Genomic DNA, 14,074 nt, shown 5'->3' on the forward strand with positions numbered 1-14,074 from the left:
AGGCCGGTAGCGCTGAGCCGTCGCGAGTACGGTCACCGTGGCCGCAGCGCTTGTTCGACGATCGCGTCGATCAGCAGGCGGCCGTCCAGCAGCGCCATGTCGTTGTGGTCGGCACCGGGCACCTCCACCACGGTGGCGCCTGCCGCGTCGGCCACGGCTTCGCTCTGCTCGGCGGGGACGATGGAATCGGCGGTTCCGTACACCACGGTCACCGGCGCCCGTTCCCGCGAGACGTACTCGACGACGGGGAAGGTGTCGAGCAGCAGCATACGCACCGGCAGGAACGGGTAGTGGCGCTTCGCGACGGCGGCCAGGTCGGTGAACGGCGAACGCAGCACCAGCGCCTTGGGCGGCTGCCGCACGGCGAGTTCGCTGACGACGGCGGCGCCGAGACTCTCCCCGAAGTACACCAGGTCGCCGGGTGACACACCGGCTTCTCGCACCAGGAAGCGCCACGCGGCCCGCGCGTCGAGTTTCAACCCCTCCTCGGTGGGGCTTCCCGGGTTGCCCCCGAAGCCGCGGTAGTCGAGCAGCAGCACCGAAAGGCCGTTGCCGGTCAGCGCCCGCGCGAGCGGAACCCGCACCGAACGGTTCCCGGCGTTGCCCGGTGCCACCAGCACCGTTGCTCTGGCATCGGGCACCGGGAAGTACCAGGCGGCCAACCGTAGGCCGTCGTCGGTGGTGAACGTGACGTCGCGACCACCCGGCAGTATCTCGGCCGCACTCGGTGGCTGCCCTCCGGAAGGCAGGTAGATCAGCTTTCGCTGGAACGCGAACGCGCCGCCGAACACCACGGCGACGATCGTGCCGACCACAACGAGGCCGATCAACCACCGCCGCCGCATGACCGCCAACTGTATGCCCGCTCCCGCGTGCGCGGGAGCTCACGTGGACCCGCCGCACCGGCAAGGCGTGGAGTACACCCGCTCCCGCGTGCGCGAGGAGTTCACGGCTGCCAGGTGCCGAACCAGACCGCGATCGCGCGGGCGGCCTCCTCGGCGACCTCGGCGGCCGCGAGGTGATCGCCGGGCGGCGGCGCGGAGCGAAGCCGTTGCGCCGCCTGCCGGTCACCCGAGGCGGTGAGCAGGTCGGCCGCGACACCGACGGCCGCCACGGTGTCGGTCAGCACGCGGGCACGCCTGCAGTGCCCGAGCGCCTCCTGCAGCAGCTTCGCCGCTTCCGGCACCCTGCCCAGCCGGACCAGCGCGGCCGCCAGCGCTGTCGTCGCTTTGCGGTTCACCACGGTGGCACCTGCGGCCACGGCCTGTGCACGGGCGGTCCGCAGGATGGCGGCACCCGCCGCGGTGTCGGCGCTCGTCCGCACTTCGCCCTCGACGTAGTGCGCGAACGCGACCCGGTCGGCCGCGCCGGATGCTTCCGCCGATCCGACCGCGTCGGCGGCGGTGCGGCGTGCCTCCTCGTGGTTGCCGCTGCGTGCCGCGACCAGTGCGAGCAGTGCCTGCGCGTCGACCCGGTAGCGCTCGGGCAGGTCTGGCACGGCCCCGAGCTCCGCACAGGTGGCGGCCGACCCGGCGAGGTCACCGGCCAGCAGCCGTGCGCTCGCCAGCGAGTGCAGCGCCAGGTAGCGCTCCTCGGTCGTGGTCGCCGACTCCGTGGCCTTCGTGGCAAGCCGTAACGCCTCCTCGGCGTGGCCGAGGTGCACGGCAGCCGCCGCGCCCGAAGCCACCGCCAACGCGTGCTCGGGCTCGGTGCGCGCCACCCGCAGTCGCCAGGCGAGCAGGCCTGGCTCGCACCGGTACGGCGAAAGCAGCCCGAGGTGGCCGGTCAACTCGGCGGCGAGCGGCGGATCCTCGGCTTGCGCCCACCGCAGCGCGCCCACGATGTCGGTGGCCGCCTCGTGCACGTATCGCGCCGCGGCAGCGAAGTCGGCAGCGGCGCGGCGGGTGGCAGCCGCGAGGACATCGCGGCACCAGCGGGCGTGCCGCTCGCGCACCTTCGGCTCGTGGTCCGAACCGGACAGTCGCGTTGCCGCGATCCGCCTCAGCTGATCCGGCAGCCGGTACCGTGGCTGTGCCGCTGTGCGGTCGGTGGCAAGCAGCCGCGCGCCCGCGAGGCGCTGCAGCAGACCCTCGACGTCACCACCGTCGGCCACAACGGCTCGGCAGGAGGCGAGATCGAAATCCCGGTGGAACACCGTCAGCGCGGCCAGCAGGCCCCGTTCGGCGTGATCGCGATTCTCGTAGCACCACTCTGCGATGTCGGGTGGCCACTGCGCCGGTTGCGCCGGTGGCCGACCTTCTCGTGAAGCCAGCCGTGCGGCCAGCAACTCCAGCGAGAGCGGAAGGCAGTCCGCGCCGCGCAACACCGCGCGGGCGAGTTCGGCCTCGGCCTGGTCGGCGGGAAAACCGGTGCCCGCTTCCCGCGCCCGATCGAGGAAGAGTTGCCCTGCCTGCGAGGTGAGCGGGTCGGTCGCCGGGTCGACGGCCAGCGGGCCGAGCGGGAGCACCTGTTCACCGCCGAGGCCGAGCCGGACCCGGCTGGTGGCCAGGACCGTCACGGCGTGACAGCGCCACTGGATGCGCCTGAGCAGCCCCCGCACGGCGTAGAGCACGTGCTCGCAGCCGTCCAGTACGAGCACCTGCCGCCTGCCGATGAGGTACTCGGTAACGGCAGCGGCGGCGGCCTCGGTGTCGCCGTTGGCGTGGACCCCGAGCGCCGCGGCCACCGCCGGTGCGACGGTGTCGCCGTCCTGGCCCGTCAACGGCACCACGGCCACCGGATCGGTCACAGCGGACAGCGCTTCCAGCGCCAACCGGGTCTTGCCCGCGCCGGGCCTGCCCACCACCGTCACGATCCCGTCACGTCGCAGCATCGCGGTGAGCCTGGCGAACTCGGGTTGCCTGCCAACGAAACCGCTCGTCGGCGGTGTGGCGACGCGCGGCGACCGTGGCGGTGGACTTCCCGTCAGGGCGTGGTAGGTGTAGCGCAGTTCGCCGCAGGGTTGCGCGCCCAGTTCGGTGGCGAGCCGCTCGCACAACAGCTCGTACTGCCTGGCGGCGTCGGCCGTCCTGCCGATGCAGTGCAGCGCCCACATCGCGTAACCGCAGGCGCGTTCCCGGTGCGGCTGCGCCTCTAGCAGCGCGAGCAGCCGCTGTGCAGCCCGCACCGGGTCGCCGAGTCGCAGTTCGCTGACAGCCAGCTCCTCGATTGCGCGCAACCGGAGTTGTTTCAGCCGGACCGCCTCCGGGTGGTCCAGCCCTCCGAGACGAAGTTGCGGCAGCGGCTCACCCCGCCACATCGTGAGCGCGCCGCTGAGCAGCTCGACGGCCTCGGCGGGCTGCGACCAGCGCGCGGCCTCGATCAGCCACTCGAAGCACACCGCGTCGATGCGTTGCGGGTCGATGCGCAGCACGTACCCGGCGGGTGACCACGTCACGTCGGCTTCCGGCGCCAGCAACGTGCGCAGCCTCGAGATGCGGGTGTAGAGCGAGTCGTGCGGATTGGCCGGTGTCTCGGTGCCCGCCCACGCGGCCGCGATCAGTTCCGATTCGGCGACCGGCTGGTTGGCGTTGACCAGCAGTGTCGCCAGCACCACCCGCAGCGCGGGGTCGGCGATCGGTTCCTCGTGGCCACGCCTGCGGACACACGGGGGGCCGAGAACGCTCACGAGCACCCGGCGCGTCGCCTTGTCCATCCTGAATATCGTCAGGCCGGGCGCGCCCGACGGCCAGGCGTGGAAACAGCCGGAACGGGTGAATTCAGAGCTTACGAAGTCGCACGCGGTTGATCGCGTGGTCGGCATCCTTGCGCAGCACCAGGGTGGCGCGCGGTCTGGTGGGTCGGATGTTCTCGATCAGGTTCGGCTCGTTGATCGTCTTCCACAGATGCCGTGCCTCGATCCTGGCTTCGTCGTCCGGCAGGCTGGCGAAGTGGTGAAAGTGCGAGTTGGGGTCGGCGAAGGCGGTGTGCCGCAACTCGAGGAACCGCTCCACATACCACTGCTCGATGTCCGCGGTGTGCGCGTCGACGTAGATGGAGAAGTCGAACAGGTCCGAGACCGTCAGCCGGGGGCCCGGTTGCAGCACGTTGAGCCCCTCCAGGATCAGGATGTCCGGCCTGCGCACCACCTGTTCCTCGCCGGGAAGGATGTCGTAGGCCAGGTGGGAGTAGACGGGTGCACGGACCTCGTCGGCGCCGGACTTGACGTCGGTGACGAAACGCAGCAGCGCCCTTCGGTCGTAGCTTTCCGGAAAGCCCTTCCTGTGCATGATCCCCCTGCGCACCAGTTCGGCGCGGGGGTGGAGGAAGCCGTCGGTGGTGACCAGGTCCACCCGAGGATGGTCGGGCCAGCGGGCCAGCAGGGTGCGCAGGATGCGGGCGGTGGTGGACTTGCCGACCGCGACACTGCCCGCGATGCCGATGACGAACGGCACCTTCGTGCCGTGGACGTCGTCGCCGAGGAACGTCGTCGTCGCCTCGTGCAGCCGCTGCCGCGCCGCCACCTGCAGGTTGATGAGCCGGGAGAGTGGCAGGTACACCTCGGCGACCTCGGTGAGGTCGATCTTCTCGCCGAGCCCTCGCAGCCGCACCAGTTCGTCGGCCGTAAGCGGCAGCGGGGTGGAGCGGCGCAGCTCACGCCACTGATCACGCTGCAGCTCGACATAGGGGCTCAGCTCACGGACCCGTGGCATACGCTCACTCCTTGCCCGTCGGTGGGCCAGCGCCGTACATCTGCGTAACCGCAGATTCAACGTTAGGTCGGTTGCCCGATAAACCGACTGTGACCTTCTCCACGCCGCTGCCGGTGGGCGTGGACTCCGAACGGGCGACTCCCGTGCGGTGGCGGGAGTCACGCCGAGGCCGCCGATACCGCGAAGCTGCGGTACCGGCGGCCTGAGCGGCCTGAGCCTTACGTCGGCGAACTCGGCCGTTCACCTGTTCGCACGTGTCGGGCCTGCCTCCTGCGGCGGATCGGGTTCGACTCCGGCGACGAGGTTGAACGCCCCCGTCATCAGGTTGAGCGCCACCAGTCCGACGACATCGGCGATGACCCGATCGCTCCAGCCGTGGTCACGCAGTGCCGCCACGTCGGCGCCGGTGATGGCGGCGGGCTCGGCCAGCACCCGCACCGCGAAGGCGATGAGGGTTGCCTCCGCTGCGTCGGTGGCGGTCGCCTGACGGGCCAGTGCGATGTCGGTCTCGCTCAACCCCGCCTCGCGCCCGGCTTCGGTGTGGGCCCGCAGGCAGGTGCCGCAGCCGAGCCATTCCTGCAGTGCGAGGGAGAGCTTCTCACTCAGCGCGCGCGGGATCTTGACCCGCTTCACCGCCCGCGACAGCTCGAGGTAGCCCCGCAGCAGTGCAGGCGAATGCGCCATCGTGGCGACCATGTCCCCCACGGAACCGCGGCGGCCGATGATGTCTTCGAGTAGCTCGCGTGACCGGTCGGGGGCCTTTGCCGGGTCGAGTGGTCGCAGGTTTCGCATGACGTCCTCCCTGAAGTGGGCCGCGCCGTTACGCGAGGCTGTCCACGCTGTCGGCGCCGCTGGGCTGTGACGGCGCCGCCGTGCGGCGGCCGCGCAGCGTCGCTCCCGCGAGGAGCGCACCGGCGACGGCGATACCGGCCGCGCCGAGGAAGGCGGCGGATATACCGTCGGTCAGCGCTTCGGGTTCACCGAGCCTGCCCGCACCCAGCGACGTGGCGAGTGCGGTCATCGCGGCCAACCCCAGCGCGGAGCCGATCTGGTAGCTGGTGTTGACGATGCCGGATGCGAGACCGCCCTCCTCGGGCCGGGCGCTGGAGATCGCGGTACCCAGCGACGGGACGAACGCCAGCGCCATGCCTGTCGCGGTGACCAGCGAGGCGGGCAGCACGTCCGCCCAGAAGCTGCCGGTGGGACGCACGAACGACAGCCACACCAGACCCAGCGCCAGTACCACGAGCCCGGCGACGACCATCGGCTTGGCACCGAAGCGAGCCATCAGCCGGGGGGCGACCGCGATCATGATCACCATGATGATCGTGGTTGTCGGCAGCAGCGCCGATCCGCTCGCGAACGCGCCGAGTCCGAGCACCTGCTGCAGGTAGAGGTTGAGGAAGAACCACATCGGGATCCACGCAGCGCCCAGCAGCAACTGAGCGAGGTTGGCCGCGCCGAGGTTCGGCGTGCCGAAGATGCCCAGCCGTACCAACGGTGCGCGGCGCTTGGCCTGCATGGCAAGGAAAACGCCGAGCAGCGCCACGGCGAGGACGAGCCCGATCACGGTTTCGGCCGATCCCCAACCTGCCTCGGGTGCGCGCACGATCGCGTACACGCCCACGGCGAGGCCCGCGGTCACGGTCACCGCCCCGAGCACGTCCGTGGAGCCTCGCCTGCTCGCGCCGGCAGGCATCAGCGCCGGGGTGGCGGCCAGCACGATCAGTGCGATCGGGATGTTGATGTAGAAGACCCACGGCCAGTCGATGTACTCGGTGATCACGCCGCCGAGGAAGACACCCGCCGTGCCGCCCGCGGGCGCGGCGGCTCCGTAGAGTGAAAGGGCCTTGGTCAACTCCCTGGGATTGCCGCCGAAGAGCATCATCAGCAGGGTGAGCGCGGCGGGAGCGATGAGTGCGGCGCCGACGCCCTGCAGCGCCCTGCCCGCCAGTTCCACCCAGATCGCGCCTGCCGCTCCTGCCACCGCCGAACCCGCCAGCAGGACGAGCCAGCCGATGTTGAACACCCGGCGGGCGCCCAGCAGGTCGGACAGCCTGCCGCCGAGCAGCAGCAGACCGCCGAAGGCGATCACGTAGGCGTTGAACACCCAGGACAGGTTTTCCTGGGAGAAGCCGAGATCGGCCTGGATGCGCGGTAGTGCGACACCGATGATCGAGGTGTCCATGATCACCATGAACTGTGCGGTGGCGATGAGCAGCAGTGCCCACCACCGCCTACTGCTTCGAGATTCCACTGTCGACATCGTTAACTCCATACCGGTTAGGGGTATCAAGGCACCGGTGAACCTAGCACCGAAGTGTTCGATACGCCAGGGGGGTATGCCTGTAGATCGGCCGCGGGCGGCGTCGCCGGTCGTTCGCGCAGGGGCTTCCCGGTGAGGTTCGAACCGGTCATCCCCTACCTCGGTGGCGGCACACTACCCCCGTACGGTATACATCTGTGGCAGTGCGCACCCGATGACGGGCGCGGGGTAGGAGTCGATCGCCTCGGTACGGCGGTCTGCGAATGCGAGGATTGACATGAACACTGCCGTGAAGCTCAGCGCCTACGGTGCGGCGCTCGTTCTCCTTGCCGGTGGCGGTTACGCGATCGGTGCCGGTATCGGTCCGCTCGGGAGCGAGGACGGCAGCTTCGTCGGCCACGGCAGCGAGCACGGGCAGGCCGACGGCGACGCCGCGAACAGCGCGCGGCCGAGCGAGTCCGCGGGGCTGGCCTCGGCCGCGGGCGGCTACACGTTCAGTCCTGTCACCACGACGCTGACACGCGCCGCCACCACCGACTTCGCCTTCCGCATCACCGGCAGCGACGGCGCACCCGTCACCCGGTTCGACGTCGAACACTCCAAGCGGATGCACCTGATCGTCGTGCGGCGCGACGGCGTGGACTTCCAGCACGCTCACCCGGAAATGGCGGCGGACGGTACCTGGACGGTCCCGTTGAAGCCCGCGCACGCGGGCAGCTACCGGGCGTTCGCCGACTTCACGCCGGCAGGAGGCGAGCCGACCACCCTGGGCTTCGACGTGGCCGTGCCGGGACAGTTCCGGCCCTTGGACCACGAACCGTCGCGGGTGGCGGAGGCGGACGGCTACCAGGTGCGTCTCGACGGCGACCTCGTGCCGGGTAAGACCTCGAAGGTGACGCTCAGCATCACCTCACGCGGCAGGCAGATCCGCGACCTGCAGCCGTATCTGGACGCCTACGGTCACCTGGTCGCGCTACGGGACGGGGATCTCGCATACCTGCACGTCCACCCGGACGGCTCGCCCGGCGACCGCGGCGCCAAGCCCGGCCCCGAGGTCACCTTCCACGTCGAGGTGCCCTCGGCAGGGACCTACCGGCTGTTCTTCGAGTTCCAGCACGGCGGCAAGGTGCGCGGCGCCGCGTTCACGGTGCGTTCGGCAGCCGCCGTGCCGACCTCCACTTCGAAGCCCGCGCACTCCACGGAAGCCGAGCACGGCCACGGTGGTCACGGCTGAGTGCCTGCGGCGTCAGCCGCGTTCGAAGACCTCCGCCCAGGCGGCCGCCACCTGCCTGGCGCACGTCATCGGCGAGATGCCGCCCACGCCGGTGCCGAGGCCGGGCATGGCGATGGTCTGTACGGCCTCGCTGATCTCGACGCCGTGCTCGAACCTGCCGTCGCGCCAGAGTTGGAAGACCGCTCGAGCGGCCAGGTAGGGGTGTACGGAGTCCTCCGCAAGCCGCTCGCCAGGCTCCCGCATCGTCGGCGCACTGATCAACCACTCGGGGGCCACTTCGCCGGTCGGCACCACCACCGCCTCCCCGATCGGCAGTTCGCCGCCGTGGTAGGCCAGCACGGTGCTGCGCACCTGCTGTTCGATGCCGGGGAAGGCCCTGGCGTAGACGGCGTCGATGCCGCCGCGCATCCAGCCGTAGGAGTTCGCAGGGCTCACCACCGCCTGCGCGGCCACGTCGAGTACCGAGCCGTGGTGGACGTGCACCGAACCCGAAACCGTGTCGCGTACCGTTTGCCAAGCTCTCGCCAACGGCTCGTCGACCGCGCACAGCACCAGCTCTGGCAAGTGCGGTGGAGTGGCTGCCGTGTCGGACCCGTTTCGTGCCTGCGTGCCTGATTCGGCGGTCACAACTACAGCATCGCAAAAAACGTGGCGCCTGGTAACCGCTGGTCCTACCGGCCATGCGAGTGACAGTGGTCTCACCGTAGCCTTGCCTGGTGTCACGGATCGCCTATTTCGGACCTCAGGGAACCTTCACCGAGCAGGCCGCGCGCCGACTCGCGGCCGACGACGAACTGTTCCCGGTGGAGACGATCTCGGCAGCGCTGACCGCCGTCCGCAAGGGCGAGGCCGCCGGTGCCTGCGTGCCCGTCGAGAACTCGGTGGAGGGTGCCGTCACCGCGACGCTCGACGGGCTCGCCGAGGACGCTCCACTCGTGGCCGTGGCGGAGGAACTGCTGGCCGTGCACTTCAGCGTGCTCACCCGCGACGACGTGGAGACCGTGGGCACGGTCGCCAGCCACCCGCACGCCCTCGCCCAGGTCAGTCAGTGGCTCGCGGCCAACCTTCCGCAGGCCCGCACCGTCGTCGCGTCGTCGACGGCGGCGGCCGCCGTGGCCGTGCAACGAGGGGAGTACGACGCCGCTGTCGCCGCTCCGGTTGCCGTCGAGCACTACCCGCTACGCGTACTGGCCACCGGTGTCGCCGACGTGCCGGACGCACGGACGCGGTTCCTGCTGCTGCGCCCGCCGGGCACGCTTGCCGAGCCCACCGGATGCGACCGCACCTCGATCGTGGCCGCGGCGGCCAACCGCACCGGCGCACTCGCCGAACTGCTCACCGAACTGGCGTTTCGCGGCATCAACCTCACGCGACTGGACGCGCGCCCGATCAAAGGCAATTTCGGTCTCTACCGGTTCTTCATCGACTTCGAGGGCCATATCTTCGAACCGAGGATCGGTGACGCGCTCGCAGCGCTTCGCCGCCGCTGCAACAACGTCCGCTTTCTCGGCTCGCACCCGAGGGCGGACGGGGTGGCCGCGACGGTCGAGCAGGGAGCGGCCAACCAGGACTTCGTGAACGCGGCAGACTGGGTCGCCGCCGTGAGAAGGGGAGAACTGGCGTGAGGCTCTACCTGGTACGGCACGCGCAGAGCACCGCCAACGTGCTGCGGACGCTGAACACCGCGTTGCCGGGACCACCGCTGACCGACCTGGGCAGGCAGCAGGCGCAGGCACTGGCGAAGCGGTTGGGCGAGGAGCCGGTCGCGGCCGTCTACGCATCCCACGCGATCCGGGCGCAGCAGACGGCCCAGCCGCTGGCCGAAGCGTTGTCCACGGAGGTCAACCCGCTCGACGGGGTGCACGAGGTGAACGTCGGCGATCTGGAGGACCGCGGCGACCCGGAGGCGATCGAAACCTACTTCAAGGTCGTGCACCCGTGGACCCAGGGCGATCTCAGCCCTTCCATGCCGGGTGGGGAGAGCGGGCACGAGGTACGCGAACGGTTCCTCGGCGCGGTCGAGCGGCTGCGCGGCCTGCACGCGGAGCAACACGCCGACGGGGTAGTCGTCGTGGTCAGTCACGGCGGCGCGATCAGGCTCGGTGCCGAATGGATGTCGCGCAACGTCACCTCGGAGGTCGCCGACAAGGGTCTGCTGCCCAACACCGGAATCGTGCGGCTGGAGGCGTTGCCCGACGGTGGCTGGCACTGCCATGACTGGGCGGGTATGGCGCTGGGTTGAGCAACCGAGGGCTTCGACAATTACTCACTTGATCGAGGGCAACCCTGTGTGTATCTCACTCGTCCATCGGGTAGCCACCATTCCCGAGGAGGCGAGTGATGACCAGGAAGCGCGTCGCAAGCCCGGCCGTGGCGCTGGTGGCCACCGGGGTGGCCGCGGTGCTCGGCCTCGCAGGCTGCGGTGGCGGCGCACAGAACACGGCGGGTTCGGCGCAGTCGCCGGTTCAGTCGCGGCCGAGTGACCAGCGTACCACGCAGGCGCAGCCCACAGCTGAAACCGAGGCCGACCCCACGACCAGCGAGTCGGTGCGGGGAAGTGGCACGCCCGCGCAGGGCGGGCCCGCGCCGTGCCGGTCGGCGGAGCTGGCACTTTCGCTGGGGCGTGGTTCCGCCGCGGCAGGTACCTACTACCGGCCGCTGCGGTTCACCAACGAGGGCGACGACCGGTGCGTGTTGCGCGGCTTCCCCGGCGTCTCCTACGTCGCGGGGGAGGACGGCCGCCAGGTGGGCCCGGCCGCGGGACGGGAAGGGCCCAAGGGCGACCCGGTTTCGCTCGGACCGGGCGAGGTCGCCCACGCCGTGGTGGGGTTCGTGCAGGTCCGCAACTACGACCCGGCCGCGTGCAAGCCGACACCGGTGCGCGGGCTACGCGTGTACCCACCAGGAGAAACCGGGGCCAAGTACATCGAGGCACCAGGCACCGGCTGTGCGAGCGACGACATCCCCGGCAACCAGTTGACAGTGCGTACCGTCGAACCCGGCCCCGGTGGCGCCTGATCGTCATCGGCGCACGGCCAGCGCCGCGGCCGCGGCGAGGGCGAGCTGCGACAGCCCCGACACCACGAACGTCGCACTGGAGGTGCCCAATGCGTCGGTGAGCACGCCACCAAGCAACGCGCCCGCGGGGATGGCACCCCACACCACGGTTCGCCACACTCCGAGCACCCTGCCGAGCAACTCGCTCGGTACCAGCACGTGCCTCGCCGTCGCGAGCATGACGTTGACGGTCACGATCGCCGCCGCGAACACCGCGAACAGCACAGCGGAAAGCACCGCATCCTCACTGGCCCCCATGGCGATGAAGGCTGTGCCCGACACCGCGATGCCGCCCGCGAGTACACCGCGCCTGCCGATCCTGTCGAGCAATCGGGTGGCCGCCGCCGCGCCGGCGAGCCCGCCGATCCCGCCCACGAAGGCGAACACACCGAAGGCGGCCTCGCTCAGACCGAGGTCCTGCAACGCGTAGAGCACGAGCTGTGCCTGCGCCAACTCGGTGGTGAAGCTGAGGAGCCCGGCGAAGACGAGCAGCCTGAGCAGCACCGGGCTGCTGCGCAGCCAGCGGAACCCGCTGGCGACATCGGCACGCACCCCCGAAGCCGGAGTCTGCCTGGCGGGCGGGCGGTAGCTGCCCGCCATAGCCAGCAGCAGTGCCGCGCCCAGCGCGAACGCCGCTGAGTTGAGCAGGAACGGGAAAGCGGCGAACACCGCGAACGTCACGCTGCCCACGGGCCCGCCCACGAACGTCTGCCCGACGATCTCGGTGCCCTGCAACATGCTGTTCGCCCGCGAAAGACCCTTACCTCGCACCACGGCCGGAACCAGCACGTTGGTGGCGCTGTCGGCGACCGTCTCGGCGGCGCCGACCACAAGCGCCGCCGCGTAGACCACCCAGATCGAGGCGAACCCGAGATGCACGAGCAGCGCGGTGGCGGCCACCGTGACCGCCCGCACGGTGTTGGCGAGCACGATCGCCGTGCGCCTGTCGACCCGGTCCAGCAGCACGCCGGTCAGTAGCGCCAGCAGCAGCCACGGAAGGAACTGGGCCGCGGCGAGTCCAGCGATCAGCACCGGATCCCTGGTCAGGGTTGCCGCCAGCAGCGGAAATGCCACCTTGGTGATGCCGTCACCGAGGTTGCCCGCCGCGCTGGAGGCCAGCAGCCAGCCCAACCCGCCGCGCGTGCGAAGCATCAGCGACCGGGACCCGGCGCGGCATCCGCACCGGCCGTAGCGCGTGGCGGCGGCACGAAAGCTCCGATCGTACCCACGATCCCTGCCCGGCGGGACCGCGAGCGGCACGCGAGCAGGTGTGGCGCCTGCGGGTCAGCGCCGTGCGGGCCCAGGTGGCCGCCGGTGTCGTGGTCGGGCGAACCGCCGCGACAGCGGTACGGGATGCCCGGTTCGCCGCTCGTCAGAACTATCCCTATCCCCAGCCCAGCTCGTGCAGCCGCGCGTCGTCGATACCGAAGTGATGTGCCACCTCGTGGACCACGGTGACGAGCACTTCCTCCACCACGTCGTCCTCGGTGTCGCACATGCCGAGTATGGGTTCGCGGTAGATGGAGATGCGGTCGGGCAGCACCCCGCCGTAGTCGTGACCGCGCTCGGTGAGCGCGACGCCGTGGTAGAGCCCGAGGATGTCGGGCTCGGACTCGTTGCGCTCCTCGACGAGCACCACGACGTTGTCCATGGCCGAGGCGAACTCCGGCGGCAGTTGGTCAAGCGCATCAGCCACCAGTTCCTCGAACCGGGCTTCGCTCATCCGCACGGCCACGGCCTCACCCGCCGGTGTCCTGCGTTTCGGGCGACTGGGACTCCCCGCCGCCACCCGGGCCCTGGTCGGTGTCGCCATCCTTGCCTTCACCGGACTTCTCGCCATCGGCCGCCTTGCCGTCCTTGGTCTCGGGCGGCTTCTCGGACTTCTTCACACTGCCGCGCACCGGTGCGAGGCCGCTGTCGTCCTCCAACACGGCACCGACCTTGCAGTTGACCAGCGTCGAGCCCGCGTCCCAGCTTTCCTTCTCCCGCACGTCCCAGCTCAGGATCAGCCCGTCCTTGGCGAGATCCTTCCCGCCGGTGTAGTCCCTGGCGATCTTGGAGCAGGTCGTGTCCAACCAGGTCATCTGCTTGTCGGGCGGTGGGTACTCGTCGAACTCGTCGCGCAGGTCGACGAGCCCGACGATCTCGTAGGAGTGTTTGGCCGAACACGAGATCGGGTCGCCCACCGTCTTGCCGACCAGCGCGAGGCACGTGCCCGGCTGCCAGACGTTGGACTGGTTGATCTCGGCGGCGGGTTTGTCCAGCTGCTGCATCTCCCCGCCCGGACCGACCCACTGCAACCCGCAGTGCAGCTTGCGGTCGCCCCGTGCCCACTGTTCGGTGTCGGGGCGGAGCACTCCGAGCGTCAGCTTGCCGAACGGGTCGAGCGGCTTGGGCAGGTAGTCGCGCGCGATGCTGCCGCAGCGCTCCTCGGTGAGTTTGCGCCAGCCGTCGATGTCGGGTGCCTTGGCCCTTGGGCCGTACTCGTCGGAGATGTCCGCGGCACCGACGACCTCGAACAGGTGCTCCTTCTCACACGAGACCTTGGATACGTCGCTCGCGTCGGGTTTGGTCCAGGTCAGGCAGCTGCCGGGGGGCGAGCGGAAGGCCTGCTCCCGTGCCGCGACGATGCGCTGCGCCTCGCGCTCCGCCTTGACGCGTTCGCTCTCGGGTCCCAGCGCGAAAACCCAGCTCACGGACAGCGCGAGCAGTGCGCCGAGGAAAAGGCCGACCATGAGCACGCGGGTACGAACCGCGGCTCTGGTCGAACGTAACCGGACAGGCTGGTCGGACATCGCTGTCCATGATGCCTGTTCTCGTACCGCGGCTGCCGCTGAGCCGATAGGGTGACCTCGCCCCTGTCCC

General features: G+C 70.3%; 13 protein-coding genes. 4 read left to right on the forward strand and 9 right to left on the reverse strand.

Annotated elements, in window-relative coordinates:
- Positions 1 to 32: 32 nt before the first annotated feature.
- The 5 genes from SACMADRAFT_RS01585 to SACMADRAFT_RS01605 form a co-directional block, all read right to left on the reverse strand.
- Positions 33 to 845, reverse strand: coding sequence for an alpha/beta hydrolase (locus SACMADRAFT_RS01585; RefSeq protein ID WP_009152023.1), 813 nt, complete (start codon positions 843 to 845; stop codon positions 33 to 35).
- Between the two features lie 101 nt (positions 846 to 946).
- Complete coding sequence (locus tag SACMADRAFT_RS01590; protein ID WP_040925500.1) at positions 947 to 3,655, reverse strand: AfsR/SARP family transcriptional regulator; 2,709 nt, start codon at positions 3,653 to 3,655, stop codon at positions 947 to 949.
- 64 nt (positions 3,656 to 3,719) lie between these two features.
- Positions 3,720 to 4,652, reverse strand: coding sequence for a type I pantothenate kinase (coaA, locus tag SACMADRAFT_RS01595; protein ID WP_009152025.1), 933 nt, complete (start codon positions 4,650 to 4,652; stop codon positions 3,720 to 3,722).
- A 240-nt stretch (positions 4,653 to 4,892) separates the two neighbouring features.
- On the reverse strand, positions 4,893 to 5,444 hold the full coding sequence (locus tag SACMADRAFT_RS01600) for a carboxymuconolactone decarboxylase family protein (RefSeq protein ID WP_009152026.1): 552 nt from the start codon (positions 5,442 to 5,444) through the stop codon (positions 4,893 to 4,895).
- 28 nt (positions 5,445 to 5,472) lie between these two features.
- Positions 5,473 to 6,918, reverse strand: a complete 1,446-nt coding sequence (locus SACMADRAFT_RS01605; protein WP_009152027.1) for an MFS transporter — start codon at positions 6,916 to 6,918, stop codon at positions 5,473 to 5,475.
- Positions 6,919 to 7,195: 277 nt separating this feature from the next.
- Here SACMADRAFT_RS01605 and SACMADRAFT_RS01610 point away from each other — a divergent pair, with 277 nt between their 5' ends.
- Positions 7,196 to 8,152: a hypothetical protein gene (locus SACMADRAFT_RS01610; protein WP_009152028.1), complete on the forward strand. Its 957-nt coding sequence runs from the start codon at positions 7,196 to 7,198 to the stop codon at positions 8,150 to 8,152.
- A 12-nt stretch (positions 8,153 to 8,164) separates the two neighbouring features.
- On the opposite strand, the gene SACMADRAFT_RS01615 is transcribed toward SACMADRAFT_RS01610, so the two are convergent.
- A complete protein-coding gene (locus SACMADRAFT_RS01615; RefSeq protein WP_009152029.1) occupies positions 8,165 to 8,779 on the reverse strand; it encodes a macro domain-containing protein in 615 nt (204 codons plus the stop codon).
- 89 nt (positions 8,780 to 8,868) lie between these two features.
- Here SACMADRAFT_RS01615 and pheA point away from each other — a divergent pair, with 89 nt between their 5' ends.
- The 3 genes from pheA (at position 8,869) to SACMADRAFT_RS01630 (ending at position 11,170) form a co-directional block, all read left to right on the forward strand.
- On the forward strand, positions 8,869 to 9,777 hold the full coding sequence (gene pheA, locus SACMADRAFT_RS01620; RefSeq protein WP_009152030.1) for a prephenate dehydratase: 909 nt from the start codon (positions 8,869 to 8,871) through the stop codon (positions 9,775 to 9,777).
- Positions 9,774 to 10,394 carry a histidine phosphatase family protein gene (locus tag SACMADRAFT_RS01625; RefSeq protein WP_009152031.1) on the forward strand — a complete coding sequence of 207 codons (621 nt, stop codon included), beginning with the start codon at positions 9,774 to 9,776 and terminating at the stop codon, positions 10,392 to 10,394. The genes pheA and SACMADRAFT_RS01625 overlap by 4 nt, the downstream gene beginning before the upstream one ends.
- Positions 10,395 to 10,492: 98 nt before the next feature.
- Complete coding sequence (locus SACMADRAFT_RS01630) at positions 10,493 to 11,170, forward strand: DUF4232 domain-containing protein (protein WP_009152032.1); 678 nt, start codon at positions 10,493 to 10,495, stop codon at positions 11,168 to 11,170.
- A 3-nt stretch (positions 11,171 to 11,173) separates the two neighbouring features.
- Here SACMADRAFT_RS01630 and SACMADRAFT_RS01635 read toward each other — a convergent pair whose 3' ends face one another.
- The 3 genes from SACMADRAFT_RS01635 to SACMADRAFT_RS01645 all read right to left on the reverse strand — a co-directional run bounded on the left by SACMADRAFT_RS01635 (position 11,174) and on the right by SACMADRAFT_RS01645 (position 14,004).
- A complete protein-coding gene (locus tag SACMADRAFT_RS01635) occupies positions 11,174 to 12,361 on the reverse strand; it encodes an MFS transporter (RefSeq protein WP_009152033.1) in 1,188 nt (395 codons plus the stop codon).
- A 232-nt stretch (positions 12,362 to 12,593) separates the two neighbouring features.
- Complete coding sequence (locus tag SACMADRAFT_RS01640) at positions 12,594 to 12,932, reverse strand: metallopeptidase family protein (protein WP_408640367.1); 339 nt, start codon at positions 12,930 to 12,932, stop codon at positions 12,594 to 12,596.
- Between the two features lie 16 nt (positions 12,933 to 12,948).
- Positions 12,949 to 14,004, reverse strand: a complete 1,056-nt coding sequence (locus SACMADRAFT_RS01645; protein WP_009152035.1) for a septum formation family protein — start codon at positions 14,002 to 14,004, stop codon at positions 12,949 to 12,951.
- Positions 14,005 to 14,074 lie beyond the last annotated feature (70 nt).

The organism is Saccharomonospora marina XMU15, from assembly GCF_000244955.1.
GTDB classification, from domain to species: domain Bacteria; phylum Actinomycetota; class Actinomycetes; order Mycobacteriales; family Pseudonocardiaceae; genus Saccharomonospora_A; species Saccharomonospora_A marina.

Bases quoted from the DNA above. Each gene is read 5' to 3' on its own strand.
- coaA (WP_009152025.1), bottom strand. From the start codon at position 4,652: ATGCCACGGGTCCGTGAGCTGAGCCCCTATGTCGAGCTGCAGCGTGAT.
- SACMADRAFT_RS01645 (WP_009152035.1), bottom strand. From the start codon at position 14,004: ATGTCCGACCAGCCTGTCCGGTTACGTTCGACCAGAGCCGCGGTTCGT.
- SACMADRAFT_RS01605 (WP_009152027.1), bottom strand. From the start codon at position 6,918: ATGTCGACAGTGGAATCTCGAAGCAGTAGGCGGTGGTGGGCACTGCTG.
- SACMADRAFT_RS01630 (WP_009152032.1), top strand. From the start codon at position 10,493: ATGACCAGGAAGCGCGTCGCAAGCCCGGCCGTGGCGCTGGTGGCCACC.
- SACMADRAFT_RS01600 (WP_009152026.1), bottom strand. From the start codon at position 5,444: ATGCGAAACCTGCGACCACTCGACCCGGCAAAGGCCCCCGACCGGTCA.
- SACMADRAFT_RS01610 (WP_009152028.1), top strand. From the start codon at position 7,196: ATGAACACTGCCGTGAAGCTCAGCGCCTACGGTGCGGCGCTCGTTCTC.
- SACMADRAFT_RS01640 (WP_408640367.1), bottom strand. From the start codon at position 12,932: ATGAGCGAAGCCCGGTTCGAGGAACTGGTGGCTGATGCGCTTGACCAA.
- SACMADRAFT_RS01585 (WP_009152023.1), bottom strand. From the start codon at position 845: ATGCGGCGGCGGTGGTTGATCGGCCTCGTTGTGGTCGGCACGATCGTC.
- SACMADRAFT_RS01635 (WP_009152033.1), bottom strand. From the start codon at position 12,361: ATGCTTCGCACGCGCGGCGGGTTGGGCTGGCTGCTGGCCTCCAGCGCG.
- SACMADRAFT_RS01590 (WP_040925500.1), bottom strand. From the start codon at position 3,655: ATGGACAAGGCGACGCGCCGGGTGCTCGTGAGCGTTCTCGGCCCCCCG.